The 16573-nt window shown below is 68.3% G+C and carries 15 protein-coding genes; 8 read left to right on the plus strand and 7 right to left on the minus strand.

Going from position 1 to position 16573, the window contains the following annotated elements:
- Nucleotides 1-441, minus strand: a 441-nt coding sequence (locus B5F40_RS02970) for an ATP-binding protein (protein ID WP_239442882.1), incomplete at its 3' end; no start/stop codon positions are given.
- Nucleotides 442-824: 383 nt separating this feature from the next.
- Between B5F40_RS02970 and B5F40_RS02975 the strand changes: the two genes are divergently transcribed.
- Nucleotides 825-1793 carry an EamA family transporter gene (locus B5F40_RS02975; protein WP_239442883.1) on the plus strand — a complete coding sequence of 323 codons (969 nt, stop codon included), beginning with the start codon at nucleotides 825-827 and terminating at the stop codon, nucleotides 1791-1793.
- On the opposite strand, the gene B5F40_RS02980 is transcribed toward B5F40_RS02975, so the two are convergent.
- Entirely contained in the window at nucleotides 1787-2182 is a 396-nt protein-coding gene (locus tag B5F40_RS02980; protein ID WP_087192900.1) for a metallopeptidase family protein, read from the minus strand. The genes B5F40_RS02975 and B5F40_RS02980 overlap by 7 nt on opposite strands.
- A gap of 312 nt (nucleotides 2183-2494) precedes the next feature.
- Between B5F40_RS02980 and B5F40_RS02985 the strand changes: the two genes are divergently transcribed.
- The 3 genes from B5F40_RS02985 (at nucleotide 2495) to B5F40_RS02995 (ending at nucleotide 6599) form a co-directional block, all read left to right on the plus strand.
- Complete coding sequence (locus B5F40_RS02985; protein ID WP_087192901.1) at nucleotides 2495-2899, plus strand: PadR family transcriptional regulator; 405 nt, start codon at nucleotides 2495-2497, stop codon at nucleotides 2897-2899.
- Nucleotides 2886-3872, plus strand: coding sequence for a hypothetical protein (locus B5F40_RS02990; RefSeq protein WP_087192902.1), 987 nt, complete (start codon nucleotides 2886-2888; stop codon nucleotides 3870-3872). Before B5F40_RS02985 ends, B5F40_RS02990 begins: the two co-directional genes overlap by 14 nt.
- 885 nt (nucleotides 3873-4757) lie before the next feature.
- Nucleotides 4758-6599 (plus strand): DEAD/DEAH box helicase, encoded by a 1842-nt coding sequence (locus B5F40_RS02995; protein ID WP_162610868.1) that lies wholly within the window; start codon nucleotides 4758-4760, stop codon nucleotides 6597-6599.
- 220 nt (nucleotides 6600-6819) lie between these two features.
- On the opposite strand, the gene B5F40_RS03000 is transcribed toward B5F40_RS02995, so the two are convergent.
- The 5 genes from B5F40_RS03000 to B5F40_RS03020 all read right to left on the minus strand — a co-directional run bounded on the left by B5F40_RS03000 (nucleotide 6820) and on the right by B5F40_RS03020 (nucleotide 12647).
- On the minus strand, nucleotides 6820-9687 hold the full coding sequence (locus tag B5F40_RS03000) for an ABC transporter permease (RefSeq protein WP_087192904.1): 2868 nt from the start codon (nucleotides 9685-9687) through the stop codon (nucleotides 6820-6822).
- Nucleotide 9688: 1 nt separating this feature from the next.
- Nucleotides 9689-10369: an ABC transporter ATP-binding protein gene (locus B5F40_RS03005; RefSeq protein ID WP_087192905.1), complete on the minus strand. Its 681-nt coding sequence runs from the start codon at nucleotides 10367-10369 to the stop codon at nucleotides 9689-9691.
- A gap of 98 nt (nucleotides 10370-10467) precedes the next feature.
- On the minus strand, nucleotides 10468-11472 hold the full coding sequence (locus B5F40_RS03010) for a sensor histidine kinase (protein ID WP_087192906.1): 1005 nt from the start codon (nucleotides 11470-11472) through the stop codon (nucleotides 10468-10470).
- Complete coding sequence (locus B5F40_RS03015; RefSeq protein WP_087192907.1) at nucleotides 11469-12161, minus strand: response regulator transcription factor; 693 nt, start codon at nucleotides 12159-12161, stop codon at nucleotides 11469-11471. The genes B5F40_RS03010 and B5F40_RS03015 overlap by 4 nt, the downstream gene beginning before the upstream one ends.
- A gap of 81 nt (nucleotides 12162-12242) precedes the next feature.
- Nucleotides 12243-12647 (minus strand): hypothetical protein, encoded by a 405-nt coding sequence (locus B5F40_RS03020; protein WP_087192908.1) that lies wholly within the window; start codon nucleotides 12645-12647, stop codon nucleotides 12243-12245.
- Nucleotides 12648-12831: 184 nt separating this feature from the next.
- Here B5F40_RS03020 and B5F40_RS03025 point away from each other — a divergent pair, with 184 nt between their 5' ends.
- The 4 genes from B5F40_RS03025 to B5F40_RS03040 all read left to right on the plus strand — a co-directional run bounded on the left by B5F40_RS03025 (nucleotide 12832) and on the right by B5F40_RS03040 (nucleotide 16512).
- Entirely contained in the window at nucleotides 12832-13533 is a 702-nt protein-coding gene (locus B5F40_RS03025; RefSeq protein ID WP_087192909.1) for a response regulator transcription factor, read from the plus strand.
- A 287-nt stretch (nucleotides 13534-13820) separates the two neighbouring features.
- Nucleotides 13821-14738, plus strand: a complete 918-nt coding sequence (locus B5F40_RS03030; RefSeq protein ID WP_087192910.1) for an ABC transporter ATP-binding protein — start codon at nucleotides 13821-13823, stop codon at nucleotides 14736-14738.
- Nucleotides 14735-15514 (plus strand): ABC transporter permease, encoded by a 780-nt coding sequence (locus B5F40_RS03035; RefSeq protein ID WP_087192911.1) that lies wholly within the window; start codon nucleotides 14735-14737, stop codon nucleotides 15512-15514. The genes B5F40_RS03030 and B5F40_RS03035 overlap by 4 nt, the downstream gene beginning before the upstream one ends.
- A gap of 23 nt (nucleotides 15515-15537) precedes the next feature.
- Nucleotides 15538-16512, plus strand: a complete 975-nt coding sequence (locus B5F40_RS03040) for a sensor histidine kinase (RefSeq protein ID WP_087192912.1) — start codon at nucleotides 15538-15540, stop codon at nucleotides 16510-16512.
- The last annotated feature ends 61 nt before the right edge of the window (nucleotides 16513-16573 follow it).

The following is a 16573-nucleotide window of genomic DNA, read 5'->3' on the forward strand; positions in this document are numbered from 1 at the left end:
GATGGTGCCCTGCGCGAGGAAGCCCACCTCGCCCGCCACCTTGCGGGCCTCCTCCTCGAACACGCGGATGAACTCGGCGCCGATGATCTTGCGCTTCGCCTCGGGCTCGGCCACGCCGTCGAGCAGGTCGAGAAAGCGGTCGGTGGCGTCCACGTACACGAGGTTCGCGTCGAGTTGGTTCTGGAACACGTCCACCACCTGCTCGCTCTCGCCCTTGCGCATAAGGCCGTGGTTCACGTGCACGCAGACGAGCTGCTTGCCGATGGCCTTGATCAGCAGCGCCGCCACCACGGACGAGTCCACACCGCCGGAGAGCGCCAACAGCACCTTCTGGTCGCCCACCTGTGCGCGCACGGCCTCCACCTGTTCGTCGATGAACGCGCGCGCCAGCTCAGGCGTGGTGATTCGCTCCATGTCCTCGGGACGCTTGTTGAGATCCATGCGGTGTCCTCCTTGCAGTCGGTATTGCCTTGAGGGAATTATACGTGAAATGATGTGCGTGCGCAGGCAGGTCGTTCGTTCATTTGGGAAGTCGTTCGGCATCCCATCCCGAGGAGGCGCGCCTCGTGGATGGGGAAACGCTTTCGAGCGCAGCGGTGACGTCCGAGGCTTCCCGTCGGCTCGATCACGAAGGCGATTCACGTGGTGCGGGGAAGCCCTGCGCGCTGCGAGCTTTCGGCACCGAACGCTTTCGCCGAGCATAGCTTGCGTCAGCGTGCGCCGGTGGCTGCCGAAGCGCCCCACGAGACAAGGGCGCCCCGATCCCAGACAGCGAAGCCCTTGAAACGCTGCTGCTGTCGAATGCGTGGGCGAAGGGTCTTCGGATGCCGTGCGCGCGCCTGTGTGCTACCATGGGCGGCATGCGTTCACCGCTTCTGAAATACGCGCTGGCCGTCTTCCTTGGCGGGGCCAGCTACGGCGCCATGGGCACGGTGGCCAAAAGCGCGTTCGCCGCCGGCTTCGCGTGGCCTCAGACGGTCATGAGCCAGGCGCTGTTCGGCACGCTGCTCTTCGGCCTCGCGTTCGCGGTCGAGGCCGCGCGCAACAAGGGCGCGGTGCCAATGAACGCTCGCAGGCTGCTCAAGCTCGCGGGCACCGGCATGGTCACGGCCACCACGGGCGTGCTGTACAGCATCGCGCTCTCGAAGCTGCCGGTGGCGGTGGCCATCACGCTTTTGTTCCAGTTCACGTGGATCGGCATCGTCATCCAGGTGGTCGCCACGCGCAAGCCGCCCCATGCGGCCCAGGTGACGGCCGCGGTCGTCATCATGGCGGGCACGGTGCTCGCGAGCGGCCTGCTTTCCTCCGATGTGGACTTCGCGTCGTTCGATCCGGTTGGCATCGCGTGCGCGCTGCTCTCGGCGGTGTCGTGTGCGGCGTTCATGTACCTGTCGGGCCACGTGGAGAACGACATGCCGTCCTTCCAGCGCGGGTTCTTCATCTGCCTGGGGTCGCTTGTCGTGGGCGTCGTCGTATGCCCAGGCTACTTCCCATCGGGCGTGCTTTTCCAGGGCATCGCGGGCTACGGAGTGCTGCTGGCCGTGACGGTGCTGTTCGTGCCGGTCCTCCTGTTTGGCATCGGCACACCGAAGCTGCCGGTTGGCGTGTCCACCATCCTCGCGGCCTCGGAGTTGCCGTGCGGCATCCTCGTGTCGATCATCGTGCTGGGGGAGGGCATCGGTGCCGTGCAGGCTGCGGGCGTGGTCGCCATTCTGGCCGGCGTCGTGATCGCGCAAGGGCCCACGATGCGCGTACGCCCTCATCGGCGTTCGGAGGGGGAACGCGTTCAGTAGCCCATCTCGTGCAGGCGATCGTCGTCGATGCCGAAGTAGTGGCCGATCTCGTGCACCACCGTCTTGCCGATCTCCTCCACCAGTTCGGCACGCGAGCTGAAGCAGCGCTCATGCGGTCCTTTGAATACGGTGATCACGTCGGGCAGGCCGCCGTCGTAGCCGTCGGCGCGGTCGGAAAGGGACACGCCGTCGTACAGCCCCAGGAGCTCGTCGCCCTGCACCGACGCGCCTAGGCAGTCGGGTTCATCCATAATTTCGAAATGATAGTCGTCGGGCTCGTCCTCCACCACGACCGCCACGTTCTCGAGCGCCCCGAGGAACCTCTCGGGGATGCCTGCCAGGGCCTCTTCGACCGCAGCCTCGAACTCCTCGTCCGTCATGCGGGGCATATCCGCCTCCTTCGCCGCCGCCGTCTTCCACTGACACGAGTATAGCGGAAGGCGCGGGGGAAGCGGGCGCGGCATCCTTTTTCTTTGTCGTCATCCTGAGCGGGCGCTGCGAGCCGAAGGAGCCCATGCGGCGTCAGCTGCGACCTTTCCGGCTGTCGCCGCGCGGGCTTCTTCGATTTCGTGCTCGGTGGCTCTCCGCTCAGGATGCGAACGGTCACGCGTCCGCTGCTTTTTACTGTGTATCACACACTAATGTGTAATCTATGGTATAGTGCACAACGCATGGTAAGCGACGAAGAGGGGAGGGGGCGTATGGAGCGGGACGACATCGTGTCGAGCATGGTGTTGGAGTTGCGCCGCGGCACGCTGGTCATGCTGGCGCTCAGCCGGTTGCGCGAGCCGGCGTACGGCTATGCGTTGGTGAAATCGCTCGCCGACCACGGCATCCCCATCGAGGCGAACACTCTCTACCCGCTCATGCGGCGCCTCGAGGCCCAGGGGCTGCTGGAAAGCGAATGGGACCACGGCGGCTCGAAGCCGCGCAAGTACTACCGCACCACGCCCGAGGGGTTGCACGTTCTGCGCGCGGTCGAGGAGCAGTGGCGCGTGCTCTGCGAAGGCGTGAACGGCCTTCTGCGGGCCGATGGCGAGACAGTCGGCGAGTCTTGTGCGGATGCAGCCGAACAGGGGAAGGACGACGAAGATGCCCTACGATAACGACCTTGTGGAACGCTATCTCTACGCCGTCACGCGCCGACTGCCCGCCAAGCAGCGCGCCGACGTGGCTGAGGAGCTGCGCACGCTCATCTCCGATATGCTGGACGAGCGGTGCGGCGCCCTGCCGCCCACGCAGAAGGACGTGCGCGTCGTGCTCACCGAGCTGGGCACGCCCGGCGAGATGGTGCGAAAGTACACCGCCGACGAGGATGCGTGCCTCATCGGCCAGCCGTACTACGCGCAGTACCTGTTCGTGCTCAAGATCGTGCTCGCATGCGTCGTCGGCGGCATCACGCTGTCCTCGGCGCTGACCGTGGTCACTGGCAGAGGCGGCGACGGTCTTGAGGAAGGGCTCGGATGGCTCGGCTCGATCATAGCGGCTTCGTCGTTCGCTTTCACGTTCGTCACAGTGCTGTTCGCCGTGTTCCATCGCAAGGGCGTCCGGGTGGAGGTCATGGGCTCGCTCGACGACCTGCCGCCGGTCCCGCGCGGAAAAAGCTCCACGCGCGGCGAGGCGGTGGCCGGCATCGTGTTCTCCATCGCGTTCGCGGTTGTCTTTCTGCTGTTTCCCAACATCTTGAACGCGCTCTGCCGCCGCGCGGATGGCGCGCCCTTCGATCTCTTCGATGTCGAGGCCATCCGCGCATCGGCTTGGATCCTTGTGGCGTGGGTGTTGGTGAGCGTGGCAGGCGAGAGCTTCAAGCTGGTGGAGGGACGCTACACCAAGCGCGTCTTCATCGTGTCGCTCGTCGCCAACGTGGCGGCCGCCGCGCTCGCGGTCTTCTGGCTCGCGAACTACCAGATAGTCGACTCCCAAGCCATCGTGCAGGCTTTCGCCTCGACGGTCGAGGCGCCGGAGGGGGCCCTTTTCCAGGTGCTGTCGAACGTGCAGCCGGCGTTCTGCGGGATCGTCGTGCTGTCGCTCGCCATCGACACGGTGGGCGTCGCCGCGAAGACGTTCAAGGCGCGGTGAGGCGTAAACCGCTCTGAGGGGATTTTGCGCCGCAGTGCGCCTATGGGTAAGCGGATCGGCGAGGTGATCGTTTCCGAGACTGCCATCGTGCGGCGCAAGAGCAGAAGACGGCGCGAGCGCTCGCGCGTGCGGGGCGCGCCGTGCGATTCGCCAAGAAGAGCGAGGGCCCCAATGCGGCCTCTGCCGATGTTCCGATCGACAGGGCGCCTTGGGAGATGAAGGCGCCGGCTTCAGGAGGACTCAGAATGGTTGAGCGGAGGCCCGGTCGCGCAGCGCGCCAACCTTCGAACGTCATCTTCGGCTCGCAGCTCATGAAGGGTGTTTCCAGTGCGGGCATCGAGCGGAAGCTGCGCATGCGGTCGTCTGGGCTGAGAGGGGCGTCCCGCATGGTTTTCGTGAACCGCCGTTGATAGTAAGCAGGGTCGCGGACGGTAAGCAAAGCCGTGGATAGAGCGCACGTTGCCAAACATCAAAGCGGTATGCATAGTACCACTCCGGGCGTTTTCTTTCTCTCGAAGCCTTTTTTGCGGGATTCTGCTTTCCGCTCCGGCATTGGGGCTGTGATCGGTGCCGCCGACGGGTGCGTGCGCGTATTCCGGCATGCGCTGCACAAAAACCCGCGACGTGAATGGAGGAGGCTGTGGAACGAAAGACCTGGCTCTCGGCGACCTGCGGAAACGCCGCCCATCTCGTGCGGCCGGGAAGCAGAGAGCGCGGAAGCGACCGGGACGGCCCCGCCGTATCTTTCACTTCGCTTGTTTTTGTGCAATGGAAGCGGACTTTCGTGCGCGTCGCCGCGAGGCGAGCCTGCCTGCGGGAAACCGGACATCGGGAAGGGGCGTTCCATGCGGCGGAATTCGCATCCTGCGCCCACAATGCGAACAAGTGTGCTATGCTTTTCCGAAAGGATGGCCGATCGAGGGAAGGGAGACCGCGACGCAGGATCGCTCGACACTGAAGCTGCGCGACTACCAGCAGGAGTGCGTCGAGGTGTGCGACGCCCTGCCTCCGGGCTCCTACCTCGTGCAGATGGCCACCGGGCTGGGCAAGACGGTCACGTTCGCGCGGCTCGCTCGACGCGGGCGGGTGCTCGTGCTGGCGCACCGCAAGGAGATCCTCGAGCAGGCGCAGTCCTACTACGACGTGCCCGTGGGCATCGAGATGGCCGAGCGCGCGAGCGCGGGCGAGCCGGTGGTGGCGGCGTCGGTGGCGTCGCTCGTGCGCCGGCTCGACCGCTTCGCGCCCGATGACTTCGACCTTGTCATCACCGATGAGGCTCACCATGCGGTGGCGCCGTCGTATCGCAAGATATACGACTATTTCAAGCCGCGTCTGCACTTGGGGTTCACGGCCACACCGAACCGCGGCGACAAGGTGCGCCTGTCGGACGTGTATGAGCGCATCGTGTTTGCTCGCGACCTCAAATGGGGCATCGACCAGGGGCATCTGGCCGATATCGACTGCCGTCAGGTCACGGTGGACTACGACGCGCGCAAGATCAAGACAAGCCGCAACTCAACGACCGGCCAACAAGACTTCCGGCTGCGCGATCTGGACGAGGCCCTCAACACGCCCGAGACGAACGACCAGATAGCGGCCGCGTACCGCCGCTACGCGCAAGGGCAGACGCTCGTGTTCGCCGCCAGCGTCGACCACGCCTACGAGCTCGCGCGGCTCATCGACGGCGCTCGGGTGGTGGAGGCGAACACGAGCCCCGAGGAACGCGAGCGGCTGATCTCGGGCTTCGGGCGCGGGGAGTTCCCGTGCCTCGTCAACAACCTCGTGCTCACCGAGGGCACCGACATCCCGGGCATCGAGACGGTGCTCATCGCGCGTCCGACCAAGAATCCGACGCTCTACACGCAGATGGTGGGCCGCGGGCTCAGGCGCGGGCCCGGCAAGGAGAGCGTGCGCCTCGTGGACTGCGTGGGCATCACCTACGACAGCGGTCTGTGCGCCGCGCCCACGCTTCTGGGCCTCGATCCGGAGAAAGTGCTCGCGCGCTACCGGCGACAGGCTGTCGAGGGTCCGCTCAGCACGATGGAGGAGCGCTTCCTCTCCTTCGATGAGACGCCGCTGTCCTGGGCGCTTCGCGCGAAGCGGGTGGACGTGCTCGGACGCGACGAGGGGTGGGACCTCCACGACGTCAACTGGGTGCAGCTGGGCGACGGGTCGCTCACCATCTCCACCGAGCGCGTCGTGTTGCGCATCGCGCCGGTCGACCTCGTGGGCGCGTCGGTGCTGGAGATCGTCGACCGCAAGACGGGGCTCGTCCTGTCCGCGAGCGAGCGCGAGCCGCTGCAGCGGCTGCTCGACGCCGCTCACGAGCGTCTCTCGCGCAAAGCCGCCGACCAGCGGCAGCTGTGGGATCGCAAGAGCGCCGACAGATGGGGGAGCCGTCCGGCCTCGCCCAAGCAGATCGCGCTCATCGAGAAGCTGTGCGCGGAGGCGGAGCTTTCCGACCTCTACGACGGCCTCGACGGCGAGCTGACGAAGGCCCAGGCCGGCCAGCTGATCACACATCTGATCGAGCGCTCGAAGAGCGAGCGCGCCGCGAAGGCGCGCAAGGGGAGGGCCGACGCCCGGCAGCGCCGCGACATCGAGCGCCTGCACCGCCAGGGCCGCGTGCCCGACTACGTCTTCCGCGCCATCCGCTTCGACGAGCTGGATGGCTACACCGCCTGGCGCATCGTCAAAGCCGCCGAGGAGGACGCTTGGGACGCATAAGGTCGAGAGGGGCGCGCCCGTTGTCATCCTGAGCGGAGCGAACGCAGCGAGCGGAGTCGAAGGATCCCGTGCGGCGTCAGCAGTAGCGTTCGCAGCTATCGCCGCACGGGATCCTTCGACTCGCTTCGCTCGCTCATGATGACAACGGGGGAGCTTCACTCTCTTGGATAAAAAACGCCCGCTGCCCGCTTGTTGCAGCGGGCAGCGTTCCTTCGTTCTCCTAGATCGCGTCGGTCCTCAAGGCTTCCACGATGCTGCCGGCGCGGGTGCGGACGAGCGCGTAGGCCACGCTCATGGCGAGCACCGCCAGCACCACGCCCACGGCGGCGCCCACGTAGGGCCACGGCAGCGAGAACGCCCTGCCCGCGAACGCGAGCGACGTGGCCTGGAAGAGCGCCCACGCCACCGCCGTCGCCGCCACGAGGCCGATCGCCAGGCCGCGCGCGGCGTAGCTCGCGCACTCGTAGGCGAGCATGCGGGCGAACGCGCGGCCGCCCATGCCCATCGACTTCAGCACCGCGAACTCCCGCGTGCGCAGGATGATGCTGTTCGCCAGCGTGTTGAACACGTTCGCCACCGCGATGAGCGCCATGATCACGGAGAAGCAGATCACGAACAGCTGGATGGCCTGCGTCATCAGGCGGTTCTGACGCGCGCTCTCCGCGAGGTCGGTCACGTACAGGGAGACGCCGTCGAGGCCCTTCCCGAGCGCCTCGAGCTCCTCGGCGGCCTTCGCGTGGTCGGCCGCCTTGAAGGAGAAGCTCGCGAACGAGTAGGTGAACGGGCTCGTGAAACGGTCGTCCTCGGGAGCGGCCGCCGCGCTCTCGGGCAGCACGAGCGCAGGGAACTGGCTGCTCGCGGCCAAGGCGTTCAAAGCATCGGGCTCCCCTTCGGTGAGCGCGCCCACCTCGATCCCGACGCTCGTCGCGACGTCGTCGAGGGGGAGGAGCTCGATGCGCTCGGGGTCCTCGATGTCGAGGTAGCCCGCCACCAGCCCGCCGTCGGGCCCCTCCCGCACGCCCAGCGTCGAGAAGCCCTCGCGCCCTTCGATGGCGAACAGGTCCACGTCGCCCGCGGCGGCGAAGGGGGCGGTCGAGACGTAGGTGCCGTCCATGAGCGTGCCCTGGAACGCGTTCAGGCCGATGGCACGCGGGTTGTCGGGGTCGCAGAACGCCGCCTCGTCCTGGCCGAGCTCCGCCACGAGCGAGCGCCACGAGGCGTCGTCGAGGTAGAACAGCGCCACGGAGCCAAGATAGTCGCCCTGCGCGTTGAAGCTCGGGGCGCTGTACGCGCCGTTGCTCTCGGCGTCGATGCGCTCGCGCGCCGCCTTCGCCTCGGGCGAGATCATGCCCGCGGGAATGACGGCCTCGGCCTGGCCCTGGCACGTGGAGCCGAGGAACTCGAGCCCTTCGACGGCGCGCGCCTGCTCGAGGAACCGGTCGAGCTCCTGGGCGTAGGAGTGCAAATCGACGGTCGACCCCTGCTCGTAGGAGTCCATGTGCGCCGACACCGTGACGTCGGCCCCGCTACCTGCGCCGCCGCGCCCAGCCCTGTCGGCGATGGGCGCCAGGGCATCCGCCAGGCTGCCGGTGGCCACGATGAGCACGACGCTCACCGCAAGAGACGCCACCACGGTGCGCCCGCGCGAAGCGGAGCGCGAGAGGTTGCGGTGCGCCACGAACCCGGGCACGCCGAAGAGCTTCCCGCGCCAGCCGAGCTTGACGGCGGCGCCCGCCCCGGCCGCGCCGCGCCGCGCCGCGCGCCTGGACAGCCGCACGTCCTGCGTCTGCCGTATAGCGTCGACGGCCGACACGCGGCTCGCCCGCAGGGCCGGCACCCAGGCGCTCGCCACGAGGGTGGCCAGCGAGAGCGCGGCAGCCGATGCCAGCACGAGTGGGTCCACGTGCACGGGCACGCCTTCGACCCCGCTCACGAGGGAGGCGAACGCCTCGGAGGACGCCGCGAACGCGCCGGCCGTGCCGGCGACGCCCAGCACGAGCCCGAGCGGCACGCCCACGAGGCCCAGCACCAGCGCCTCCGCGAACACCGTGCGCCGCAGCTGCCGTTTCGACGCGCCGAGCGAGGCCAGCAGGCCGAACTGGCGCGTGCGCTCGGCCACCGAGATGGCGAAGGAGTTGTAGATGAGCGTCACCGACGCCGCCACGATCACCACGGCGAGCACGGCCGCGACCGCCCAGAGCGTGCCCCAGATGGGCCGGCCGTCGGAGATGCCGAGGTACGGGAACAGGTTCCCGTGGTACAGGGTCGCGTCCGATTGGGGAAAGCCCGTCGCCTCCTCGAAAAACGCGCGCATCTCGTCGAAGCTGCCGATGCCCCGCGTCACCACGTACGCGCCCATCGTCGCATCGCCCTCGCCCGCGCCGATGCCCGCAGGGGAGCCGGCGGCGTTGATCGCCACCGACGAAGAGGTGGCCACCGCGTAGTTGTTCGCCAGGAAGGGAGGCTGGCGCTCGTAGAACCCGGTCACGACGAGCGTGCGCGTGCGCGGGTCCTCGATGGACTCCTCGCCGTCGTCGCCGAGGACGCGCACGCCCAGGTCGGCCTCCACGGCCGAGCCCACCGCGATCGGGCCGTCCGAGCGCACGCCGCCGCTGCCGTCGGCGCCGAGCGTCTCGCCCTTGAGGTAGTCGGGCAGGATGACCTCGTCCGCGGTCTGCGGCATGCCGCCCTCCACAAGCTCGGGCATGAGCGCGTACGGCGCGCCCATCGGCTCGTCCGACCCCTTCGCCACGGTGGGCATGCTCTTCAGCGTGAAGAAGTCGCCCAGGTTGCGTGCATCCTCCTCCGACAGTGCCGCCGTGCCGCCCTTCGTGAACGTCATGAGGTCGCTCACCTGGTCGCTGTCCGCAAGCGCGTCGACGGCGGTCGCGGACAGCTCCGAGGAGAACACGTGCCACGACCCCTCGGTGGCCATGGTGCGCTCCATAAGCGCCGCCTGCATGCTGCCCACGCTCGTGAGCACGGCGGCCAGAAGCGCAGTGGACAGCGCGATGCCCGCCACGGTGACGGCGGTGCGCACGCGGTTCTTCGCGAGGGAGCGCAGCGTGAAGCGCGTGAAGATGCCCATGCTAGCGCCGCCTCTCGTCGGAGGCCACGCGCCCGTCCTCGATGGCGATGACGCGGTCGGCCGCGCATGCGATGTCCTCGTCGTGCGTGATGACGACGAGCGTCTGGTCGAAATGGCGGTTCGAGTCGCGCAGCAGGCCCATGATCTCGCTGGAGTTCCGCGAGTCGAGGTTGCCGGTGGGCTCGTCGGCCAGCACCACGGCCGGCGCGTTCATGAGGGCGCGCCCGATGGCAACGCGCTGCTGCTGGCCGCCGGAGAGCTGGTTGGGCAGGAAGCCCTCGTGGCCGCGCAGCCCTAAGGCCTCGACGAGGGTGCGCAGGCGATCCTCGTTCACCTTGCGCCCGTCCATGAGCACGGGCAGCGTCATGTTCTCCACCACGTTGAGCACGGGGATGAGGTTGTAGAACTGGTAGACCAGCCCCACCTCGCGGCGGCGCAGCACCGCGAGCTCCTCGTCGGAGCGCGCGTACACGTCGGCGCCGGCCAGGCGCACGGTGCCCGACGTGGGGCGGTCGACGCCGCCCATGAGGTGCAGAAGCGTCGACTTGCCGGAGCCCGACGAGCCCACGATGGCCACGAACTCGCCCTGCGCGATGGAGAGCGACACGCCGTCGAGGGCCTTGAGCGCCGTCGCGCCCTGCCCGTACACCTTCGTCAGCCGCTCGGTGGTGAGGATGTCCATAGGTTTTCGCCTTTCGCTCGATTCTCTACGAACAGTGTCCCATCGCGCGGTTGCGGCGGCGTGAACCCCGCATTACGAAATCGTCATCTTGGGCGCGCTCACACCACGACCTTGGGAAACGCGAAGTCGAAGCGCGCGCCGCCGGTCGCGCGGTCGTTGCTGGCGCGCAGCGTGCCGCCTTGGGCGACGACGAGCGAGCGGGCGAGCGAGAGCCCGATGCCGAAGCCCTCCGACCCCGCCCCGCGGTAGAAGCGCTCGAACAGGCGCGGCAGGTCCTCGGGCGCGATGCCGGGCCCCGTGTCCGTGACGCGCAGGCGCAGCGCCACGGCGTCCTCCGACGCGCTCACGCGCACGACGCCGCCGGCGGGCGTGTGCTCGAGGCAGTTCTTCAGCACGTTGCCGAGCGCCTCGGCCGACCACGCGGCGTCGCCCGTGAACGACGCGCCCGGCTCCACGTCCACCTCGCAGGCCACGCCGCGCAGGTCGAACGCGCCGGCCAGCGGGGCCATCGCGTCGCGCACGAGGCGCTCCACGTCCACGGACGCGGCCTGCACGCGGATGGCCCCCGCGTCGGCCTTCGCCAGCTTGAGGAGCGTCGTCACGAGCCAGCCCACGCGCTCCACGAGCACCTCCAGCTCGCGCAGGGCGCGCGTGCGCTCGGCCTCGCTTTCGGCCTCCTCGATGGCGGGTACCAGCAGGCCGATGGCCGTGAGTGGCGTTCTGATCTGGTGCGACACGTCGGCCAGCGCGTCGGCCAGCGCGCTTTTCTCCTGCCCGAGGCGCTCGGTGGCGCCAAAGAGCGCGGCGGTCATCTTCGCCAGCTCGTTCTTGAGCACGGCCACGTCGCCCTCGCGATAGTCCGAGAAGTCGATGCGCCGCCCGCCGTGCAGCACCGCGTCCACCTCCTCGGCGAGGCGCGCGATCTCGCGATGGCGGCGCTCCGTGAACAGGGCGAAGAGCCCGCAGGCGATGGCGAGCGAGCAGAGGGCGGCGATCCCCGCGCCCGGTCCCGCCAGCGCGAAGGCGAGCGCGGCGGCCGCGCCGAGGGCCCCCGCCATCAGGGCGAGCTCGACGGCGAAGGAGCGGTTGCGCAGGACGCTCATCGCGCGCCGCCTTCCGCTGCGGGGCCCGCCTTGTACCCGAGGCCGCGCACCGTGAGCACGAGCCTCGGGTCGGCCGGGTCGTCCTCGATCTTGTCGCGCAGGCGCTTGACGTACACGTTGAGGGTGTTGTCGCTCACGTACTCGCCGGCGCTGTCCCAGATGGCGTTGCGCGCGTGCTCGCGCGTGACCAGGCGCCCCTGGCTCTGTGCGAAGAGCAATAGCAGCCGGTACTCGAGCGCGGTCAGCTGCACCTCGCGGCCCGCCTTGCGCACTGTGGCCGCCGCCGGGTCCACCTCCACGTCGCCCAGGCGCAGCGCCGCCGACGCGCCCGACGTGCGGCGCAGCACGCTCTTGATGCGCGAGAGCAGCTCGCGGGCGCGGAAGGGCTTGGCGATGTAGTCGTCGGCGCCCATGTCGAGTCCCGCCACCGTGCTGAACTCGTCGTCGGAGGCGGTGAGGAAGATGACGGCGGGCGCGGGGTCGGCCCCTTTCGCCGCCGCGCACACCGCGAACCCGTTGCCCTGCGCGAGCGCCACGTCCACGAGCGCCAGGTCGAAGCGCTCAGCGCCCAAGAGCGCCACCGCGTCGTCTTGGCGGCTCGCGTGCCGCGTCTCGTAGCCCTCGCGCCGCAGCAGATCCGTCAAACTGCCCACGATGGCCGCATCGTCCTCCACGATGAGTATGCGCATGGCGATCCTTCCCTCGGTTCGCCGCCTATGGTAGCAGATCGGGGGCGGTGGGGGACGGGGCGCTTGCGAAGGGCGGAACGCTCAAAGGCGGCGTCTGGCCGTCCGGTCGATCGTCTTGAGGGCGAGGCGGGCGAGCGCTGCGCCGAGCGCCGCGAAGCAGAGGTAGAAGATCAGGTTCCCCGCATCGGAGGCCCCGCCCGCGTCGACGAGGGCGACCACGACGACGGCGAACAGCGCGGAGGCGGCGAACGCCGCAAGGCAGGCGGGCGTGAGCGGAAGGTGCTGCCACAGGGCGTTGGCCAGAAGGAAGCTCAGCGCCGCGAACGCGCCGAGGCGCGCGGGAAGCGCAAGGGCGTCGAAGGCAAGCGGGATGGCCGCGGCGCATGCCGCCGCGAGCAGCCAGCGCGCGACCACGACGAGCGCGCGTCCCGCCCGCAGGGGCGGAGGCCCGTCGTCATGCCGTCCGATGTCGCGCGCGTCGCTCATAAGGCCCCAGCGTAGCGCCCCTCCGCGCATGCAGGGCGGTCGGCTCTGGAACGCAAGGCGCCCGTCACCGCGTCGAATACCGGTCGCCATGCGCGTGCCGCGGACGCGGCGATGGTATCATGGACCCAGGCCGTCCGCGACCGGGTTTGGGGCGCAGACGGGGATGGCTTCGGAAGGAGAGGGCATGGACGCAGGGCGCATCCTCGTCGTGGAAGACGATCCGGACATCAACGCGCTTCTGGCGCGCATCGCGACGCGCGAAGGGTTCGAGGCGGTTTCGGCCTTCTCAGGCACCGAGGCGCTTCTACGCATGGAGCGCGCGCCGTTCGACCTCGTCCTGCTCGACATGATGCTGCCGGGCATGGACGGGCCGGCGATCATCGGGCGCATGCGCGAAGCGGGCGCGCGCACGCCCGTCGTGGTGGTGTCGGCGAAGGCGGGCGCCTCCGACAAGGTGGCCGCGCTCAAGCTGGGCGCCGACGACTACGTGACGAAGCCCTTCGACCCCGACGAGGTGGCCGCGCGGATCCATGCGGTGCTCAGGCGCGCGCAGGGCGCCTCGGCAACATTGGGCGCGGACGTCGGCGAAGAGGTGCTTGTCCATCGGGGTCTGCGCCTCGACGCCGCGCGCCGCTGCGTGACGCTCGACGGCGTCGAGGTGGCCCTGACCGTCCGCGAGTTCGACATACTCCACGTGCTCATGCGCGCGCCCGACCGGGTGTTCTCGCGCGAGCGCCTCTACGAGCTGGTGTGGAGGTGCGGCTACTACGGCGAGGAGAACGCCGTCAACGTGCACGTGAGCAACATCCGCAAGAAGCTTTCGGCCGCCGGCGCGCAGGACGAGTACGTGAAGACCGTCTGGGGCATCGGTTTCAAGCTGGCATGAGCGCTCGGAGCGCCCCTCCGAGCGCCATGCGGTTCGCCCTCTGGCGTGGAACCCGCGTTGGGGCGTCCGCCTTGCATCGACTTACCCGCGCGGAGCGGCCGCCGTGTTTGAGAAAACGATGGGCGCGCACCGCACCCGTGCGAGAAGGCGGCCTTCGGCATGCGGCAGGGCAGCCATTCGAGGAGCGTCTTTATTCTTTCCTTAGGATTTCTTGAGGACTTATTTCAAGAGGGTCGGCTATCGTCTTTTCCGCAACGTGCGAATAGGAGGAAAGGAGGCGCTTCCTTATGGAGGCGGTTATCGAAGCAAGGGGCCTGAAGAAACGCTATGGTTCCGTTGCCGCCCTCGACGACGTGAGCCTCGCGGTGCGCCGCGGAACGGTGCTCGGGGTCGTGGGCGACAACGGGGCGGGCAAGTCCACCCTGTTCAAAATCTTGTGCGGCCTGGCATTCCCCACGCAGGGGGAGGTACGGCTGTTCGGCGAACACGACGCGCGAGCCGTCGAGCGGCGGCGTTCGCGCATCGGCGCGCTGATCGAGCAGCCCGGATTCTACCCTCGCTTGAGCGTGGAGAAGAACCTCGAGTGCTGCCGTATCCGAAAAGGCGTGCCGGGGGAGGGCAAAACGGATGCGCTTTTGGAAGCGGTGGGGTTGGCGCAGGCGGCAAAGCGTCGCGCAGGGGATCTGTCCATGGGCATGAGGCAGCGCCTCGGGCTGGCGATGGCCCTCATGGGAGAGCCCGAGGTGCTCGTCTTGGACGAGCCGACGAACGGACTCGACCCGAGCGGCATCGCCGAGGTGCGAACCCTGCTCGAGAGGCTCAATCGCGAGCGAGGCGTGACCGTGGTGACGTCAAGCCACCATCTCGCAGAACTCGAGCACGTGGCGACCGAGTACGCGTTTTTGCGGCGGGGGCGTCTGCTCGAGCAGGTGAGTGCCGAGACGCTGCGCGCGCGATGCGCCGATTGCATCGATATCGCCGTGTCGGACCCCTCGCGCTACGCCGTGCTGCTCGAACGGGAGTGCGTGCATGATCGCTACCAGGTGCTGCCCGACGCCACGGTACGCATCCTCAGTCCGCAGCATCCCATCGAGGCTTACAGCGGTCTTGCGAGCGCGCACGGCCTGGGCATCTTTCGACTCGAGCGGCGCCGAATGACGCTCGAGCAGTATTATTTCGATCTGAAGGAAAAGGGGGCCGCATGATGTTGAACTACGTGAAAAGCGAATGGTACCGCATTGTCCACGGCCATGAGTTCTACATGTTCACCGGCCTGTTATGCGCGCTCGGCTTGGCGGGCAACCTGCTGTTGTTTGGCATGGGCGCGTTCGATCCGGGCTTCCCGTATGCGACCGTGCGATTCTCCCTGAGCAACGTCGTCTCCGCTTTGAGCCTTACGTTCTTCGTGGCGGGTCTGCTCGTGTGGGACTTGTTCTCCAGCGAGGGTAAGGACGGCACCTTCAAGAACGCTGTTGCGCATGGTTTGTCACGGCGCGACCTGTTTTTGGGCAAATGCCTCGTGTCCACGGTGTTGGGCCTGATCAGCATAGCGGCATTCCTCATCGTGTTCATCGGCAGCGCGTTTGCGCTCTTGGAGGGGCCGGGGCTTGAGCCGACGAGCTATTTGCTGCAGGGCATCGCAGCGACGCTTCCGTTCTCCGTCGCGTGCGTCGTGCTCGTCGTTGCCGTGTGCGCGACGCTGCCGGCGTCGGGGGCGGGTTTCTTCGTGTTTCTCTTGGTCGTCTACTTCGTCCCCGCGCTGTTCGACGGCATCGGTCGCTTCGTCGAGCCAGTTGCCGCCGTGGCCGCTTGGATGCCCGCGAACTTCTTCTCAAGCGAGGTGCTCATCAACCAGAGCGGTGCCGCCGAGTTTTTATGGAGCACCCCTTCGGGTTTGGCGAAGTGCCTCGTCACGGGATTCGCGGGGATCGTCGCGTTCGGCGCTTGGGGCCTGTGGCGGGCAGAGAAGACGGAGCTGTAGCGGAAGAAAGGAAGGAGGTGCGGATGGAGGCGATCCTCGCAGTGCTTCTCGCCCTCGCGCTCTCGGCGGCGGCGCTCCTCGCCGCGCGCCTCGCGCTGCTCAAGTGCTCGATCCGGCAGACGAGCGCCGAGCTTGCCGAGATCGCGGAGCGCATCGAGGACAACCGCATGGCGCGGTTGCCGCAGCCCTGCGCCGAGCTGGAGGGGCTTCTCGAGGCCGTCAACCGGGTGCTCGAGGCCGCGCAAGAGCGGCAAGTCGAGTGCGCGCGGCAAGAGGATCGGCTGAAGTCCCAGGTGGAAAGCTTGAGCCACGACCTGAGGACGCCGCTCACCGCCATGGTGGGCTACCTGGCGCTCATGGATGGGGACGCGCTTGACGACGATGCGCGCGCCTCTCTCGACACCGTCCGGCGCAAGACCGCCGCGCTGCAGCGCCTCGTCGCGCAGTTCTACGAGCTGTCGCAGGCGCGCGGGGGCGATGCGCGCCTCGAGATCGGGGAGATGGACGTCTGCCGCGCTGTGCGCGAAGCGCTCTCCGAGCGCCACCGGCTCCTCTCCGAGCGCGGGCTCGACGTGCGGGTCGACCTCCCCGCGCGCCCGGTCTTCGCACTGGCCGACCCCTCAGCGCTCGAGCGCGTGCTAGAGAACCTGCTGGGCAACGTCGGCGCCTACGCGAAAGGGTCGTTCGAGGCGGCCGTGTCCGTGCGCGGGGACGGCCGCGTGGTCGTGACGATGGCCAACGATGCCGACGAGCTTTCGGAGAGCGAGATGGAAAGGCTGTTCGAACCGTTCTTCACGGCGGATGCCGCGCGCGGAGGCGAGAGCTCGGGGCTGGGATTGGCCATCGCGCGCTCGCTTTCCGAGCTCATGGGCGCCTCGCTCGATGCGACAGCCCAGCGCCGCGACGGCGCGTTCTGGCTGCGCTTCGACCTCGTGTTGGAACCCGGTCGCCCCTGCGCGATGCGGATGGGGGCGAGCGCGGCGTCGTGCGAAAACTGACGAGGCCGACGAGCGACGCCGATCCTGCTTTGCGGCCTCGCCGTCCTGAATGACGGGAATC

The sequence above is a fragment of the Gordonibacter sp. An230 genome (assembly GCF_002159915.1).
Classification (GTDB): Bacteria; Actinomycetota; Coriobacteriia; order Coriobacteriales; family Eggerthellaceae; genus Rubneribacter.

Bases quoted from the DNA above. Each gene is read 5' to 3' on its own strand.
- B5F40_RS02975 (WP_239442883.1), top strand. From the start codon at position 825: ATGCCGTGCGCGCGCCTGTGTGCTACCATGGGCGGCATGCGTTCACCG.
- B5F40_RS02980 (WP_087192900.1), bottom strand. From the start codon at position 2,182: ATGCCCCGCATGACGGACGAGGAGTTCGAGGCTGCGGTCGAAGAGGCC.
- B5F40_RS02985 (WP_087192901.1), top strand. From the start codon at position 2,495: ATGGAGCGGGACGACATCGTGTCGAGCATGGTGTTGGAGTTGCGCCGC.
- B5F40_RS02990 (WP_087192902.1), top strand. From the start codon at position 2,886: ATGCCCTACGATAACGACCTTGTGGAACGCTATCTCTACGCCGTCACG.
- B5F40_RS03000 (WP_087192904.1), bottom strand. From the start codon at position 9,687: ATGGGCATCTTCACGCGCTTCACGCTGCGCTCCCTCGCGAAGAACCGC.
- B5F40_RS03005 (WP_087192905.1), bottom strand. From the start codon at position 10,369: ATGGACATCCTCACCACCGAGCGGCTGACGAAGGTGTACGGGCAGGGC.
- B5F40_RS03010 (WP_087192906.1), bottom strand. From the start codon at position 11,472: ATGAGCGTCCTGCGCAACCGCTCCTTCGCCGTCGAGCTCGCCCTGATG.
- B5F40_RS03015 (WP_087192907.1), bottom strand. From the start codon at position 12,161: ATGCGCATACTCATCGTGGAGGACGATGCGGCCATCGTGGGCAGTTTG.
- B5F40_RS03020 (WP_087192908.1), bottom strand. From the start codon at position 12,647: ATGAGCGACGCGCGCGACATCGGACGGCATGACGACGGGCCTCCGCCC.
- B5F40_RS03025 (WP_087192909.1), top strand. From the start codon at position 12,832: ATGGACGCAGGGCGCATCCTCGTCGTGGAAGACGATCCGGACATCAAC.
- B5F40_RS03030 (WP_087192910.1), top strand. From the start codon at position 13,821: ATGGAGGCGGTTATCGAAGCAAGGGGCCTGAAGAAACGCTATGGTTCC.
- B5F40_RS03035 (WP_087192911.1), top strand. From the start codon at position 14,735: ATGATGTTGAACTACGTGAAAAGCGAATGGTACCGCATTGTCCACGGC.
- B5F40_RS03040 (WP_087192912.1), top strand. From the start codon at position 15,538: ATGGAGGCGATCCTCGCAGTGCTTCTCGCCCTCGCGCTCTCGGCGGCG.